This is a genomic window from Streptomyces sp. NPDC017676 (genome assembly GCF_044329325.1).
Classification (GTDB): domain Bacteria; phylum Actinomycetota; class Actinomycetes; order Streptomycetales; family Streptomycetaceae; genus Streptomyces.
In genome coordinates this window covers 30887-45297 of sequence record NZ_JBIRJA010000036.1, presented here as the reverse complement: position 1 = coordinate 45297, position 14411 = coordinate 30887, and the positions used below count along the sequence as shown (strand labels likewise).

10 protein-coding genes are annotated in these 14411 nt (G+C 68.6%); 5 read left to right on the top strand and 5 right to left on the bottom strand.

Annotation, left to right across the window (positions count from 1 at the left end):
* Window positions 1-879: 879 nt before the first annotated feature.
* Both ACH4LD_RS41775 and ACH4LD_RS41770 read right to left on the bottom strand, forming a co-directional pair.
* Window positions 880-1176, bottom strand: coding sequence for a hypothetical protein (locus tag ACH4LD_RS41775; protein ID WP_398059488.1), 297 nt, complete (start codon window positions 1174-1176; stop codon window positions 880-882).
* 103 nt (window positions 1177-1279) lie between these two features.
* Window positions 1280-1678 (bottom strand): hypothetical protein, encoded by a 399-nt coding sequence (locus ACH4LD_RS41770; protein ID WP_398059486.1) that lies wholly within the window; start codon window positions 1676-1678, stop codon window positions 1280-1282.
* A 281-nt stretch (window positions 1679-1959) separates the two neighbouring features.
* Between ACH4LD_RS41770 and ACH4LD_RS41765 the strand changes: the two genes are divergently transcribed.
* The 3 genes from ACH4LD_RS41765 to ACH4LD_RS41755 all read left to right on the top strand — a co-directional run bounded on the left by ACH4LD_RS41765 (window position 1960) and on the right by ACH4LD_RS41755 (window position 6073).
* On the top strand, window positions 1960-3018 hold the full coding sequence (locus tag ACH4LD_RS41765; RefSeq protein ID WP_398059484.1) for a PucR family transcriptional regulator: 1059 nt from the start codon (window positions 1960-1962) through the stop codon (window positions 3016-3018).
* A gap of 945 nt (window positions 3019-3963) precedes the next feature.
* The gene (locus ACH4LD_RS41760; RefSeq protein WP_398059482.1) at window positions 3964-5085 is read left to right on the top strand and encodes an amidinotransferase; all 1122 of its coding nucleotides are present in this window, start codon (window positions 3964-3966) and stop codon (window positions 5083-5085) included.
* A 208-nt stretch (window positions 5086-5293) separates the two neighbouring features.
* On the top strand, window positions 5294-6073 hold the full coding sequence (locus ACH4LD_RS41755; RefSeq protein WP_398059480.1) for a hypothetical protein: 780 nt from the start codon (window positions 5294-5296) through the stop codon (window positions 6071-6073).
* A gap of 1067 nt (window positions 6074-7140) precedes the next feature.
* On the opposite strand, the gene ACH4LD_RS41750 is transcribed toward ACH4LD_RS41755, so the two are convergent.
* From ACH4LD_RS41750 to ACH4LD_RS41740, 3 genes are all read right to left on the bottom strand, one after another.
* Entirely contained in the window at window positions 7141-8271 is a 1131-nt protein-coding gene (locus ACH4LD_RS41750; protein WP_398059478.1) for a site-2 protease family protein, read from the bottom strand.
* A gap of 778 nt (window positions 8272-9049) precedes the next feature.
* A complete protein-coding gene (locus ACH4LD_RS41745; RefSeq protein WP_398059476.1) occupies window positions 9050-9838 on the bottom strand; it encodes a slipin family protein in 789 nt (262 codons plus the stop codon).
* A complete protein-coding gene (locus ACH4LD_RS41740) occupies window positions 9835-11139 on the bottom strand; it encodes a nodulation protein NfeD (RefSeq protein WP_398059474.1) in 1305 nt (434 codons plus the stop codon). The genes ACH4LD_RS41745 and ACH4LD_RS41740 overlap by 4 nt, the downstream gene beginning before the upstream one ends.
* Before the next feature lie 298 nt (window positions 11140-11437).
* Between ACH4LD_RS41740 and ACH4LD_RS41735 the strand changes: the two genes are divergently transcribed.
* Window positions 11438-12517 carry a PucR family transcriptional regulator gene (locus ACH4LD_RS41735; protein ID WP_398059472.1) on the top strand — a complete coding sequence of 360 codons (1080 nt, stop codon included), beginning with the start codon at window positions 11438-11440 and terminating at the stop codon, window positions 12515-12517.
* A gap of 33 nt (window positions 12518-12550) precedes the next feature.
* Window positions 12551-14383, top strand: a complete 1833-nt coding sequence (locus ACH4LD_RS41730; protein ID WP_398059470.1) for a glycoside hydrolase family 15 protein — start codon at window positions 12551-12553, stop codon at window positions 14381-14383.
* Window positions 14384-14411 lie beyond the last annotated feature (28 nt).

The following is a 14411-nucleotide window of genomic DNA, read 5'->3' as shown; positions in this document are numbered from 1 at the left end:
GGGTATTTGCGTGGTGCTGGCACTGCTCGTGGTTCTCCTTCGGGCCAGAATCATATGCCTGGCTTCAGGGACTCCACGAAACCGGGGTCAGCTCAGCCGGCGGGTTGAGACCTGCGGGGTCCGTTCTGCGAGGAGGCATGTGGGATGGCTGCACGTCGTGACGATTCAGACGGCTTTCCAGCGTGCTCCCGCAGGCGCGACGAGGACGTCATCGGGAGCCTGCAGCCCGCTGGGGAAGGCGTACACGTCACGCAAGAAGTGGTCGAACTGCTGCTGCACCGCGCTGACTTGTTGGCGCAGCTCCTGCGGATCGGGGTGCGCACGTGACCCGGCAGAGACAGGATGTGTAGCACCTGCTGTGGATGTTCACGGACGCGGTGGCCCTGGTCGTCGGTGCCGTCCTTCGGGTGGAGGCACCCGGAACATCGCCCGCCGTAGCCGACCGGGCAAAAGGGCCCGTCCGGCCATGACCAGTCCGACGCCCAGCATGCCGCCTCCGATCGCGACGCACCCCGAAGAAAGCCAGCCGATCTTGTGCTCATCCGCCCAGGCCCCCGTGCCCGCGGCGACGAGGAAGCCCAGCAGGCACGCGCCGCTGATCAGGGCATACCACCAACGAGAGAGCACCGGATCACCCCTGCACGCGGCGTGAACGGGATCTCTTAGCAGCCGGCCCGGCGTGTCCCCGGTGAGCTGCCCAACGTCGGCGCAGCCAGTCACCGATCTCCCCCATGCCGACCAGGAACGCTGAGGAAGCGGCGCATGCCGTCAGAGAAGAGGCATGACCGACGGCGTGGCCAAGCAGCCACAGAGCCAGAGTCAGCAGAAGCCACCAGGCAGTGAAGGACCAGGCATGCCGCGCCAATTGTGTACGGCCAGTCATCGGGCGGCCCGTGTCCGCTGGATGGCGACGATCACCACGGTGCATCCCGCGAGTGTCACCGCCATCGCCAGGCCTGTGGCGGCCAGTGTGATCAAGGGCGAGGCACCGGCCAGGCGGGGAACGGCGTTGAGCGGCGCAGCGGCGTAGAAGCCGAGAAACGCCAGGCCGCGCGGAAGCATGGGATCCAGGCGGGGGCGCAGCCGCTGAGGTACGCGGCCGGTGAGCAGAGCGACACCAGCGGGCAGCAGGGTGACGGAGAAGACGGCGAGGCCAATCCACTGCCAGATCATCATCGGTACCAGGGTTTCGGTCGAAAGGGGCGAGAGGTCAGTGCCGGCGGGTCACGGCGAGGATGAAGAGGCCGGCAGTGAGCAAGGCCACGCCGGTGTCGTGAACTCATGCTGCTTCGCGGGCTTCCCGCGATCCGGCGTCATCGCCTGTACGAACTTCGCCCAGCCCGGACAGCACCGGTTCGTCCGGGAAAAGGCGGCGCAACAGCCCCACGATCCAGCAGGCCATGACCCAGGCGGCGAACAGCGCTCCCACCGGAGCGATCAGGCGCAGCAGCCCGTCGGCAGGCGTCGGAGGCGCCAGCACACCCAGCACAACCGCCGCCCCCACGCTCAAGGACCAGGCGAGCACTGCCAGCAGCGAGAAAGCCACCGTCACGGGCACTCCACTCATACGCCACGCCTGCACGTCCACATCCGTGTCGAAGCTGTTGACGTCGGCAACGCCCACAGCGGCCAGGAGCCAGAAACAGACGACCACGACGAGCGCAGCGGTCAGCAGCATCGTAGGCAGGCCCGTGGCCGCTGCCAGAACTGCTCGCATCTCCTGGCCCCCTCTCCGCAAGCGGCAGCGTCTCCGACGGCGCATGCACGGTCATTCCGGGATTTCGGTGCCGGGCACCTGCCGGTGTCCGGCACCGAAACCATCCGCCGTGCTCCCCGCGAGCCATGCTCCAGGATCCGGTCGCGATCGCGCATTGCCGCTTCCCGGCAGTGTTCATTAGGGTCTGCATGCCGGTGGCCGCCAGGATCCGTCACCCGGCACGTCAATGACCGGGGGACGACATGACAGACCGGGAAATCCCGGAGCCGTATCTGGACGGTTACGCACAGATACTGGCTGAGGTATCGGCCACCGGGCGACGCCTTACCCGGGATGAGATCTCCTCCCGCCGCGCCCTCGGTGAGCAGGCCGCCGAGGCAGGACACGGGCTGCGCGCCCTCGTCAGCGCGCATCTGGCCGCCGCCCGCACGGCCTGGCCCCCTTCGCACGGCTCCGCCGACGACGCGCTTGCCGCCGTGCAGCAGGTCATTGACGCCTTCGCCGAGGGATACGAACGCGCCCAGCTTGTCGCCGTGCGCCAGGAAGAGGCCGCTCGTCGGGAGTTCATCGACGACCTTCTCTATGGCCGCAGCGACCTGGGCCGCCTCGCCGAGCGCGCCGAGCGCTTCGGCCTGCGCCTGTCCCACGCGCATGCTGTCGCCGTCGCGCAGGGCCCCGCCGCCTACGACGAGGGCGACCCGGTGCCGCGGCAGGTTGAACGGGCGCTCATCTCCCGCTTCGGCGACCGCAGCATCTTGCTCACCACCAAGGACGGCCGACTGCTGTGCATCGCCCCCGGCCACCAGGACGAGGTCCTCACCTACTTCGCCAAACAGGCCCACGCCGCCACCGACGGCGGCCGGGTCGCCATCGGACGACCCCAACCAGGTCCGGGAGGCGTCGTCCAGTCCTACGAGGAGGCGCTCAACGCCCTCGAACTGGCCGAGCGCCTCCACCTGGACGACCCTGTTCTGCGCTCCGCCGACCTGCTGGTCTACCCCGTCCTCACCCGCGACCGCCAAGCCATGGCCGACCTCGTCGCTGGCACTTTGGGACCGCTCACCACGGCCCGCGGCGGCGCGCAGCCGCTCCTGGACACCCTCAGCGCGTACTTCGACTCCGGCTGTGTCGCCGCCGAGGCCGCCCGCCGCCTCACTCTCAGCGTGCGCGCCCTGACCTACCGACTGGAACGCATCCACAAACTCACCGGCGCCAACCCCGCAGACCCCGCTCATCGGTACATGCTCCAGACGGCAGTGATCGGCGCACGGCTGCTGGACTGGCCAGCCGAGGACCTCTGACACCAGACATCCCGAGCGCACCGTGCCAAGTGGCCGTGCCCGGAAGGACCGGCTTGTCAAGGCGGGGGGAGGATTGCCGACCGCACAGCTGGACGAAGCTGTGAAAGGACGGATTGCGCGGTGCATCTGCGTTGTTGTCCCGAGGCTCCGGATACCACTTGATGTGCAGCCTGGCACTGATCTTGATCAGCGTGGATGATCAGCGGGCGAGTTCGCGAGGCGCGGGCGAGCTCAGGCGATGGGGAGGGGCTCATGGAATGGGTCGTTGGAAGTGGCATGGTCTTGGGCCTGCTGGCGGTCACCCTGGGCATGGCGTCGATGCGACCGGCTGGACACTGCCCTGGGTACGCCGTCGTGTCACCCGCCCCCGGATTTACGGGCTCGGAGCTCTGCTGGTGGGTGTTCCCTGCGTGATCCAGGGGGTGTTCTACTTCCACTTCGTGCCAAGCCCGCCGGGGGAGTTCCGCTTCTTCGGCACGAACGCTCTCATGTTCTCCGGTCTCATCCTCACTCATGGGAGTCAGCCGGATGCGGCGTCGCGCCGTAGGAGTATCTGAGCAGCCCGGACGGGCTGACGTTCCGCGTCCGAGTTGACACCTGGTGAAGCCGCCCATGTCAGCGGCTGGCTGGGCGCCCGGCGTGCGCGCTGGGCGGGCTGGCTGTCAGCCGGTAAATCAGGCCGGGGCGCCCTGCTCATGGCGGACGGTCCCGAGCCGGGCGCGGAAACCTCGGGAAGTGCGTCGGCGCTTGGACCGCTCAGGTCGGTGGACGAACACTCAATGAGGATGCCGCGTCCGCCTGGTAGCAAGGCAGGACCGGGCTGGTCCCACGGGGGGTTGAGAGCCCACCCGCCTGCACGGCGAGTGTCCTATACAACGAAGGGGGAACTCGGGCTCCACCGGCAGGACGGAAGGGTCGCCCATCGACCGGACGGAGGACGTCGCGATGACCGCGCATCCGACCCTGTCTGAGCACACAACGACCATCTGCGGGCCGGCGGTGTGCTCGCACACCGAGTGGGATCCGCTGGAGGAGATCGTCGTGGGCCGTCTGGACGGGGCGGCGATCCCACCCGGCCATGCGGTGGTCACCTGCAACGTGCCTCGCTGGACCGCCCGCCTCCAGAGTCTGACCGCGGGCCGCCGCTACCCGCGCGCTCTTGTCGAACCCGCGCGTCGGGAGCTGGAGGGGTTCGTCGCCCTGCTCCGCTCCCTCGGCATCACGGTCACCCGTCCAGACCCGGCCGATCACCGGGCGCAGTTCGGCACGCCCGCATGGTCCTCACGCGGCTTCTGCAACAGCTGTCCCCGCGACAGCCTGCTGGTGATCGGCGACGAGATCATCGAGACCCCGATGGCATGGCCCTGCCGCTACTTCGAGACCTTCTCCTACCGGGGTCTGCTGAAGGATTACTTCCGGCGGGGAGCGCGCTGGACAGCCGCCCCGAAACCACAGCTCACCGACGAGCTCTACGACGACCACTTCACCGTCCCCCGTGACGGGGAGCCGATGCGCTACATCCTCACCGAGTTCGAGCCGGTCTTCGACGCCGCGGACTTCGTCCGAGCGGGCCGCGACCTGTTCGCCCTGCGCAGCAACGTCACCAACGCCATGGGCATCGACTGGCTGCGTCGGCACCTCGGCCCCGGCTACCGCATCCACGAGATCCCCAGCCGGTGCCGCACCCCCATGCACATCGACACGACATTCCTGCCGCTCGGCCCCGGCAAAGCCCTGGTCAACCCCGAGTACGTCGACATCGACCACCTGCCTGAAGCCCTGCATTCCTGGGACATCCTGACCGCTCCCGAGCCTGATCCCATTCCCGACCGGCTGCTGAAGATCACCTCCATGTGCGGCAAGTGGCTCAGCCTCAACGTCCTCATGCTCGACGAACAGCGAGTCATCGCCGAACGCCATCACACCGGCATGCTCCGTGCCCTGGAGAAGTGGGGTTTCACTCCGATACCGTTCGGCCTCCTGCACTACGCCCCCTTCGGCGGCTCCTTCCACTGCGCCACTCTCGACATCCGCCGCCGGGGCGACCTCGCCTCGTACTGCGACTGAGCCTGAGAAGGCCCCGCACCCTCGGCGGTGCCGGGCCTTTTGCGTTTCGGCCTGGCATGCTCCGGTGCCCCGCCTCCGGCGCCTTGCAGTACAGTGCGCCACGTGATCGAGGGGGGCCATGGATCAGACATCGGGGAGACCTGTGGCGTCTGTCGCGGTGCGGGGGCGTGACGGGAGTGTGTGGCTGGAGGGCACGGCGGTCCATTTGATGCAGGACGGACTGCAACGCCGGATACCACTCACCGCGATCGAGGAGGTCCGGCTCGGCGCGGAATCGGAAGGGTCGGTCGAGGTTGTCCTGACTGCGAGCCCTGGCGCATCTCCGACGGTCTACCGGCTGGACGGTGGTGCCCGGAGGGCGGCGGACCAGTTCGCGCGCACGGTCAACGAGGCGTTGCCGCGGCGGATGCCCGGGACGCCCGTGCGGGACGGTGAGCAGCTCGTCGAGGTGCTCGGGAATGCCTCGCCTGCGGCGAAGCCCCCGGCGCACGCCGGTAGGTGGAGGAGCCGCCTCGTCATAGCGGTGTCGGTGCTGCTCTACCTCGCCGGTCTGGCGGTCTTCGTGGCCGCGGACGACATCGGGCGGGCGATGCTGTGGGGCATCGGTGTTTTGCCCCTCGGCTCCGGGGGGTTCCTGCTGTCCCTGGGTATGACCTGGTGGTACGACTGGCTCGTGCTGAACCGCCGCGGCGTTTCGGTCATGGCGAGGCATGCCCGCGGGTTCGAGAGCAGGAGTCACTTCGCCTACGTCGATCTGCAGGGTGTGAAGCGGGAGATCTTTCCGAGCCTGCCGTCGCGCTACTACGGCGGTGACTACACCCGGCTCGCGATCGTCTTCGATCCGCTGCGTCCTACCCGGGCTGCGCCCGTGGCGCCGGGCCGGCACTTCGCCGCCCAGATCTCCGGCCCCTTGGCCATCGGGCTCCCGCTCCTCGGCCTTGGCCTGTTCATGGTCCCGTACCAGATGGTCGGCTTCCTCTTTGGGTAAGCCTTCGCCCCCCCAAAGCTCAGACTGCGGCGGTCTCTCTCCTGCTGCCTGGCCCGCACCAGGGCAGTGAGCGGAGAGCACCGGTCTTGCCCCACGCTGTGCAGCTCTCTACCAAGATCTTCCGGCGCTTGCCGATGACCTTGAGAGTCTCGGGGCGTTTGACGGTCTTGCCAACGCCGTCCGGGGCCGGCGCCTCGGGGTTTGGGAAAACGGGTCGGGCAGGTGAGTGCGGATGCAGAACCGGCGGGCTCTGGCCCGCCACCGCGGCCGCCGCGACGTCTTCCCTCCCTTCCCTGGCTCGGTCCCCGTCCGTGGCGGCAACTCCCCTGATGCGGCGCACAAGCATGGACGGATGGGCCCCGCTCCCGTCCCGGGACCGGGCGTGACGCGTTCAGACGCCTTCTATCCACCCATGCGAGCGGAGTTCCTCCAAGGGTCACTCTGCCCCGCCCTCAAGGTGAGCCTTTCTTCCCTCCTTCCTGGGTGTTCATGCGCTCCCACTCCGCAGCCCACCGCGCCATACGGTGCCGCTCCAGTCCTTGGCGAGCCCCCCAGGCGACGGCCAGCACGGCCCCGCTCGCCCCTGACGCGGTCAGCGCGCCTCCTGAGATCGCGTGCCACCGGGTCTCCTCATCGGTTAGGGGCTCAGCCGCGATCTTGCCTTCCCGGTCCGCCCACACGGTGACCGTGTGCCCGGCCGGGGTCCCGGACGGCACTTTGGCCTCGTCCGTGTGCGTGGAACCTTCCGGCGTCGTCCAGCGCACTGTCGCCCAGACCCGATACCCGCTGGGTGCCCGTTCGGGCAGCCGGCCCTCCGCGTCCTCGACGAGTACGGCCGAGACCTCGCGTCGCTCTGACCGCTGCCGTTCGGTGGACTCTCTTATGGCGTCCGCAACTGCCAGGCCCGCGAGCAGGCCGCCGACGAGTGCGACCACCCACGCGGCGAGCAATACCCACGCTTCGACGATGTCACTGCCTCGGCGCAGCGGATTCCGCCGCCACCGCCACCATCGAACCCTTCCATGCTGTGACGCTCCCATCGGCCGACACCCCAACCCCTGGTAGCGTTACCGACTATCTGTGCCGCGCAGTGCCTGGCGCTGGACGATCCGGGAGATGTCGTCCGCGGTGATGATGCCCGCCAGGTTCTGCCCCTCGGTGACGAGGATGGGCAGGGCGCGGCCCGGGGAGAGCTTTTCGAGCACGTCCTGCAGCAGATCGTCCGGGGCGCAGGTCGTACAGCGCGCCCTGGGGATCGCCACGTCGCGTACGCGAAGCGTCTCCCGTTGCGCGGCGGGAATCCTCGCGAGCCGCGGGAGGTGGACCAGTCCGCTGGGGCGCCCTTCGAAGTCGATCAGGGCCAGTGAGGAGTGCCGGGTCCGCGCGGCCACGTCATCGATGCAGCGTTGCACGGTCAGCCAGTCCTGGCACGTCTCGACGGGGCTGGTCATGGCATCTCCCGCTCGCATTCCGCGCAGGGCGGGAGCGAGCCTCGCACGCTGGTGTTCTGCGCCGGCGACGATCAGGACGAAGAAGCCGATGACCGTCAGCCACAACCCGCTCAGCGCGCCGCGCAGGACGACGATCCACCCGAGGCCGATCAGCGCGATGCCGAGGACCTGACCGGCTCGTGCGGCCGCTCGCTCGGCGCGGTTCTGATCTCCCGTACGCCACCACGTCAGCGCCTGCACCACCCGTCCTCCGTCGAGCGGAGCGGCGGGCAGCAGGTTGAACACGGCGAGGACGAAATTCACCCAGCCGAGCCAGAGCAGGACGGCTGCGGGCACCGCCCAGCCGGGCAGTGTGTCCAGCCCGATGCCCGCTCCGAGCGCCAGCGCACCGGCGAGCAGGCTGGTGAGCGGCCCGCTGACGGCTATCCAGAACGTGGAGCTGGCCGTGTGGGGCTTGCCCATTTGGGTCATGCCGCCCATGGCCCACAGTGTGATGCTCTGGACAGGGATGCCATTCTTACGGGCCGTGATCGCGTGGGCGATCTCATGGGCCAGCAGGCTCACAAGGAGAAGCAGGGCCCCGGCCAGGCCGGCAATGGTGTAAGTGGCATTCGACTGATCCGGAATCCTGGCCGGAAGGGTCTGGCTGCCCAGGCTGTATCCGAAGAGCATCACCAGCAGGGGAACGGTCCAGTGGATGCGCAGCGGCACACCCAGAACGCGGCCCATCCGTACCGAGTTGTTCATGACCTTCTCCTGCGGACTGGGGCAGGCGGTCCTACCCCTGAACCGATGAACCGAGGTGTCCACGGGTCGGCACATGCACGGTTTCCGCCTGCTGTCAGTGTCACTCGGCGGGGGTGGGTGGCGGCGGGAGTCGCTTTCCTGGTCATGGGCGCATCACTTTCGCTGGGCAGGTGTGAGGGGACAGCGAGACCGTGAGCCGATGCCGGTTGCCACGCCAGCCGATACGGCCGAAGTTTTGACGCCGTCGCAGCCGGACAGCGGCGCGCACGGCTGCGACGGCGGAGTCGACCATCAGCACCCCTGCGGCCGGAGGTGCCCCGGTGCTCACCCGGAGCCGGGAGCCCTCTGCTGTGCGTGTGGATGGATACGGCTAGAGCACGGCTGTTCGGTGGTCCCTGATTGTCACCGGTTGAGGCTGATCTGTTGAAGACCGCCGTGAGAATCAGACCCGCCACCAGCACGACGGCGAACACCAGGATGGCCTTCCAGCGCCAGTCGAGGCGCAGAACGTCGACTTCATGGACGTCTGCGTTGTCAGGGCTATATGCGTCGGTAGGGGTGTCGGTGTCCTCAAGGGCATGTCTGTCGGCCTGGCCGTCGGGAAACTGATGGTTCAGCGCATCCATCAGCCCGACCAACTCGGGGTCGTCCTGGGAGAGGCGGCGCTCCATCTCTGCGAAGATGCGCCGGTCGTCCATAGAGGGGTTCATACCGATCACCTTGTATTCGGGGGACGCGGTGTCGACTGCCGAGTGCACGGCCGCTCAGCGGGTCTGGCCTATGGGGTGCGGGCGCCGCTCGGCGGAGCGTCGGAGCCCCGGAGCATGTCGACCATGCGCAGGATCTCCATGGGCAGGGGGAAGATGAGGGTGGAGTTTCGCTCACCGGAGATCTCCGCCATGGTCGACAGGATCCGCAGGTGCATGGCGGCGGGGTGGCCCTCGATCCGTTCCGCTGCGTCCGCCAGGGTCTGGGCGGCCTCGAACTCGCCCTTGGCGTGGATGACCTTGGCGCGCCGGTCGCGCTCGGCCTCGGCCTGGCGGGCCATAGCGCGCCGCATGGCCTCGGGCAGCTCGACGTCTTTGACCTCGACGAGGGTGACCTTGACGCCCCACGGGTTGGTGACGTCGTCGATGATGCGCTGAAGCCGCTGGTTGATCTCATCCCGGTTGATCAGCAGTTCGTCCAGGTCGACCTGGCCGAGGATGCTGCGCAGCGTCGTCTGGGCGATCTGCGAGGTCCCCTTGATGTGGTCCTCGATGGCCACCACAGAGCGGTTGGGGTCGACGACGTTGAAGTAGGTGACGGCGTTGACCCGTACGGTGACGTTGTCCTTGGTGATGACGTCCTGCGGCGGGATGTCCATGGTCACGGTCCGCAGAGACACCCGGAACATACGGTCGACCACGGGGATGATGAAGAACAGCCCCGGCCCCTTCGCTCCGATGATCCGGCCGAGGCGGAAGATCACCCCACGCTCGTACTCGGGCACGATCTTCACCGCGGACATGAGTAGCAGCAGAAGGACGACTGCGCCGATGATGATGCCGATCAAGCTTGCGTTCATGGCCGGTCCTCCTGTTCCGTGCCTGGGCCTGGTGTGGGCCCGGCGGGTTCGACGATCAGTTCCAAGCCGTCTTGGCCCACCACGCGGACGCGCTGACCGTCGGCGAGCTCCGCATCACGGCCGCGTACGGTCCACCACGCCCCTTCAAGCTGCACCTGACCGATGTCGCCCTCGACCCGTTGCACGAGTGCCTCGCGGCCCAGCAGCGCCTGGTTCCCGGTCGTCGCCGGTGCCTTCCTGGCGCGCCAGGCCAGCCGACCGGCGAGCACCGATCCGCCGCCCGCCACCAGGGCGGCCGGCCACAGCACAGCGGGGTCCACACGGAGCTCACCGCGGAACATCAGCGCCCCCGCGAACAGCAGGGACACCGTTCCCCCTGCGGCGAAGACCCCGACGCCGGGGGTGAGTACTTCCGCCACGAACAGGGCGGCGGCCAGGGCGAGCAGCAGCAGCCCGCCCACGTTGAAGGGAAGAACGCTGAGTGCGACGAAGCCAAGGACGAGCAGGACCGCGCCGAGGACACCGCCGAAACCCATGCCAGGACTGGCCAGCTCGTAGATCACGGCCAGCGTGCCGATCGACAGGAAGAGATACGCAAGTTCCGGGCTGGCCAGCATCTGCCGCAGCTCACCGAAGAACCCCAGCTCGTGCTCCACGACCTGCGCACCCGCCGTACGCAGTACGACCTCGCGCTCCGCGTCCTGCGGGCCGACCACAACACGGTGGCCGTCCAGCTTGCTGAGCAGAGCATCGCGGGACGGCGCCACGAGATCGACGACCTGGATCCGCATGGCCTCCTGGTCAGACACCGACCTGCCCTCGCGGACCATGTCCCGGGCGAAGTCCGTGCTGCGCCCCCGCTGCTCGGCGATCGAGACCGCGAAGGCGACTGCGTCGTTGACGACCTTCTCGCTCACCTCTTCGCCCTGCCCGGTCACCGGCGTACCGGCGCCGATGTGCGTGCCCGGCGCCACGGCGGCGACGTGCGCGGACAGCGCGATGTAGGCGCCTGCCGACGCGGCCCTCGCCCCAGAGGGGGTGACGTACACGATGACCGGCACCTCGGAGGCGAGGACGTCCTGGACGATCTCCCGGGTCGATTGGAGCAGCCCGCCCGGAGTGTCCATCTCGACCAGGAGCGCCTCATGCCCATCCCGTTCAGCGACACCTAGTCCCTCCTCAAGATGGCCGGCGACGACCGGAGTGATGGTGCCGTCGACCCGCGTCGCGAGCACGGTCGGCGACTGCGCCGCGCTCACAGCAGGGGCTGCCAGCAGACAGCCCAGGGCCACCAGGAGCATCTGGGTGATCCTCCTGACCGACGTGAGGAGGCGGGATCGGAACACAGCGCGATACCCCCTGGTCACAGGGTTCTCCATTGGCGCTCTACTCATGGAATACCCGGGCGAATCGGCTGGACGCCTGCCGGGCAGGCACAAACACGGCCGTCTCAGCCCCTCGCTCTTTGCCCACCTACGGCAAGATGGGAGCATGCCGACGGGAAAGCGTCCCCAAGCCCCGGGTCCCGTGGCACCGCCTGCCAGAATTCCCGCACGGGATGCCGCGGCCGTCGAGGGAAACGAACCCCCGACGGCGGGGATGGAACGCCACCTGAACCAGCTCGCGGGTGCCTCCCTCGGCAAGCGGCGACTGCCCAGTGAGGACCTTGAACAACTCCGGCAGCTCGCCGCCACGGCGGCCGGCCGCGGAACAGCCCTGCGCATCCTGGTCGCCGAGTACCTCACCTTGGTCCACCGGGTCTGGACGGACCTGTCGGGCACCGGGCATGCTCTGGAGGCCGAAGACCTGAGGGAAGTCGTATCTGCTCTGATCAGGGCGATCGGCGAGGCGACCGTGGCACTGACCGAGGGCTATGAAACCGCCCATCGTGCGGCCATCCGGGGCGAGGAGGCGATGCGGCGGGAGTTCGTCGACGACCTCCTCGACGGCCGAACCGACCTGGGCCGCCTCGCCGAGCGGGCCGAACGCTTCGGGCTGCGGCTGGTCGGGCCGCACAGCGTGGCCGTCGCCCGGGCGGGCAAGCCGTTCGGCGCGGGGGACGACACCCCGCGCTACGTCGAAGAAGCGCTGACCGCACGGTTCACCCCACAGGACGTACTGATCACCACCAAAGACAGTCTGCTCGTATGCGTATCGCCCGGCGCGGTGCCGGACGTTGCGGACTTCTTCGCCACTGCGGTGCGCAGTGCTGTCGACGAGCCTTGCCGCATCGCCGTCAGCCGCCCGCGGCCCGGTCCCAGTGGCATCGTCCGCTCGTACCAGGAGGCGCGCGGCACCCTCGACCTCGCCGCCCAGCTCGGCCTGACCGCCCCGCGTGTGTACGCCTCCGACCTGCTGGTCTTCCAAGTCCTCGGCAGGGACCGCGCCGCCATCACCGACCTGGTGGCCACCGTCCTCGGCGGCCTGGAGGAAGCACGAGGCGGGCCCCGGGCACTCCTGGCAACCCTGGACGCGTACTTCGCCAGTGGCTGCCTGAACACGACCACGGCACGCCGACTGGGGGTGAGCGTGCGTACCGTCACCTACCGGCTCACCCGTATCCGGCAACTCACCGGCCAAGACCCCACCGACCCCGGCCAGCGGTACATCCTGCAGACCGCAGCCCTCGGCGCCCGCCTCCTGGACTGGCCCTCCCGCCCGCTGCAACCCTCCGAGTGATCCGGCTCGCCTTCGATGGGTACTGGGTCACACATGAACGAGTGGTCGCCGGCACCTCCGGTGGACTACCTGCCGATCAAGGACCACGGCCTGATCGGCGACGGCCGCGCGTGCGCCCTCGTGGACCGCGACGGCACCGTCAGCTTCATGTGCGTGCCCCGCTTCGACGCTCCGCCCCTGTTCTGCTCGCTGCTCGACCGCCACCGTGGCGGTTCCTTCCTGCTGGCGCCGGACGGGCTACAGCTGAGCCGCCAGCACTACCTAGAGGACACCGGCGTCCTGGTGACAGAACTGAGGACAGACACCGGCCTCGTCGAGGTCACCGACGCGCTCCTCCTCCGACCAGGTGCACAGCTGGAGGTGGACGCCCCGGCCGGCACAGGGGAACTGCTCCGGCACGCACGTGTCACCCAGGGCTCTGTCGATCTGAAAGTGGCAGTGCGACCGCGCGGCGACACCCAGGCCGACCGTCAAACCACCGGTTGGCAACTGAACTGCCCCCGGCAGCCCGTGAAGATCTACTTGACCGTGTCCCGGCCACTGGCCGATCCGGCATGCACTCTGCACCTGAGCCAGGGCGAAGACCTCTGGGTCCGTCTGCGGTGGAGCGAACAACAGGGCGCCGAATCGAAAAGATCAGTCTCCCAGTGCCTCGACGACACCGTACGAGCCTGGCGCCGCTGGTCAGCCTTCGTAGTGGCCGACACACCCCGCCCGGACCTCGTGCGCCGCTCGGCCACCACCCTCAAGCTCCTGGACTACGTCGAGAACGGCGCCATCGTCGCCGCCGCGACTTCCTCACTGCCCGAACGCATCGGAGGCGACCGGAACTGGGACTATCGGTACGCGTGGATCCGCGACGCGGCCTACACCGTCTTCGCACTACGCCGGATCGGCCTACCCGACGAAGCGGGAGGCTTTCTCCACTGGGCGCTGACCGCTGCCTGTCGCGACGGACGACTGCGCGTGCTCTACGACGTGGACGGCCGTCCTCCACCGCCGGAGGTGATCGACGCTGAACTGGAGGGCTACCACCGCTCCACACCCGTGCGGTGGGGAAACGCCGCCGCCGAACAGGTTCAGCACGACGTCTACGGAGAACTCCTCGACTGCGCCTTCCAATGGGCGGCCACAGGCCGACCTGTGAGCACCGGCTTGTGGCACCGCCTGGCCGAGCAGGCCCGCACCGCCTGGCGGACACCGGATCACAGCATCTGGGAAGTACGCACCCGGGCACGCCCCTTCACATACTCGGCAGCGATGTGCCAGGTCGCCCTGGACCGGGCCGCACGACTCGCCACCCGGCTGAACCTTCCGGGCAACCCGGGCACGTGGGCTGCGGAGGCCCGTCGCCTCACCGGGCGGATCATCCAGGACGCCTGGGACGAGCGCGCGCACTGCTTCACCGAGCACCTCGATGCGACAGGAGGACTGGACGCTTCGCTCCTTGCCCTCCCACTGCGACGCATCCTCCCGGCCGATCATCCCCGCATGATCGCCACTACGCAGGCAATCACCGAACGCCTCGGCGCGGGCGACGGCCTGCTCTACCGATACCTGCCACGGGACTCACCCGACGGCCTTGACGAGCCTGAGGGCGCTTTTATGCTGTGCAGCTTCTGGCTCGTGGACAACCTCGCGGGCCAAGGCCGCATCGACGAAGCCGCGGAACTATTCGAAAAGCTGTGCTCCTACGCCAGTCCGCTCGGCCTGCTCGCCGAGCAGATCGACCCCCGCGACCACTCCTTCCTCGGTAACTTCCCCCAAGCGCTCAGCCACGTCGGGCTGCTGTCCAGCGCCGTCGTCCTCGCTCGCGCCGAGCGCGGCATACGCCCGGAACTCTCCACGCACGCATGGTTTCGGTGAACGCAGCACCGAACGACCGCCCCAGGCC

Bases quoted from the DNA above. Each gene is read 5' to 3' on its own strand.
- ACH4LD_RS41755 (WP_398059480.1), top strand. From the start codon at position 5,294: ATGCAGGACGGACTGCAACGCCGGATACCACTCACCGCGATCGAGGAG.
- ACH4LD_RS41775 (WP_398059488.1), bottom strand. From the start codon at position 1,176: ATGATGATCTGGCAGTGGATTGGCCTCGCCGTCTTCTCCGTCACCCTG.
- ACH4LD_RS41730 (WP_398059470.1), top strand. From the start codon at position 12,551: ATGAACGAGTGGTCGCCGGCACCTCCGGTGGACTACCTGCCGATCAAG.
- ACH4LD_RS41760 (WP_398059482.1), top strand. From the start codon at position 3,964: ATGACCGCGCATCCGACCCTGTCTGAGCACACAACGACCATCTGCGGG.
- ACH4LD_RS41745 (WP_398059476.1), bottom strand. From the start codon at position 9,838: ATGAACGCAAGCTTGATCGGCATCATCATCGGCGCAGTCGTCCTTCTG.
- ACH4LD_RS41765 (WP_398059484.1), top strand. From the start codon at position 1,960: ATGACAGACCGGGAAATCCCGGAGCCGTATCTGGACGGTTACGCACAG.
- ACH4LD_RS41735 (WP_398059472.1), top strand. From the start codon at position 11,438: ATGGAACGCCACCTGAACCAGCTCGCGGGTGCCTCCCTCGGCAAGCGG.
- ACH4LD_RS41770 (WP_398059486.1), bottom strand. From the start codon at position 1,678: ATGCTGCTGACCGCTGCGCTCGTCGTGGTCGTCTGTTTCTGGCTCCTG.
- ACH4LD_RS41740 (WP_398059474.1), bottom strand. From the start codon at position 11,139: ATGCTCCTGGTGGCCCTGGGCTGTCTGCTGGCAGCCCCTGCTGTGAGC.
- ACH4LD_RS41750 (WP_398059478.1), bottom strand. From the start codon at position 8,271: ATGAACAACTCGGTACGGATGGGCCGCGTTCTGGGTGTGCCGCTGCGC.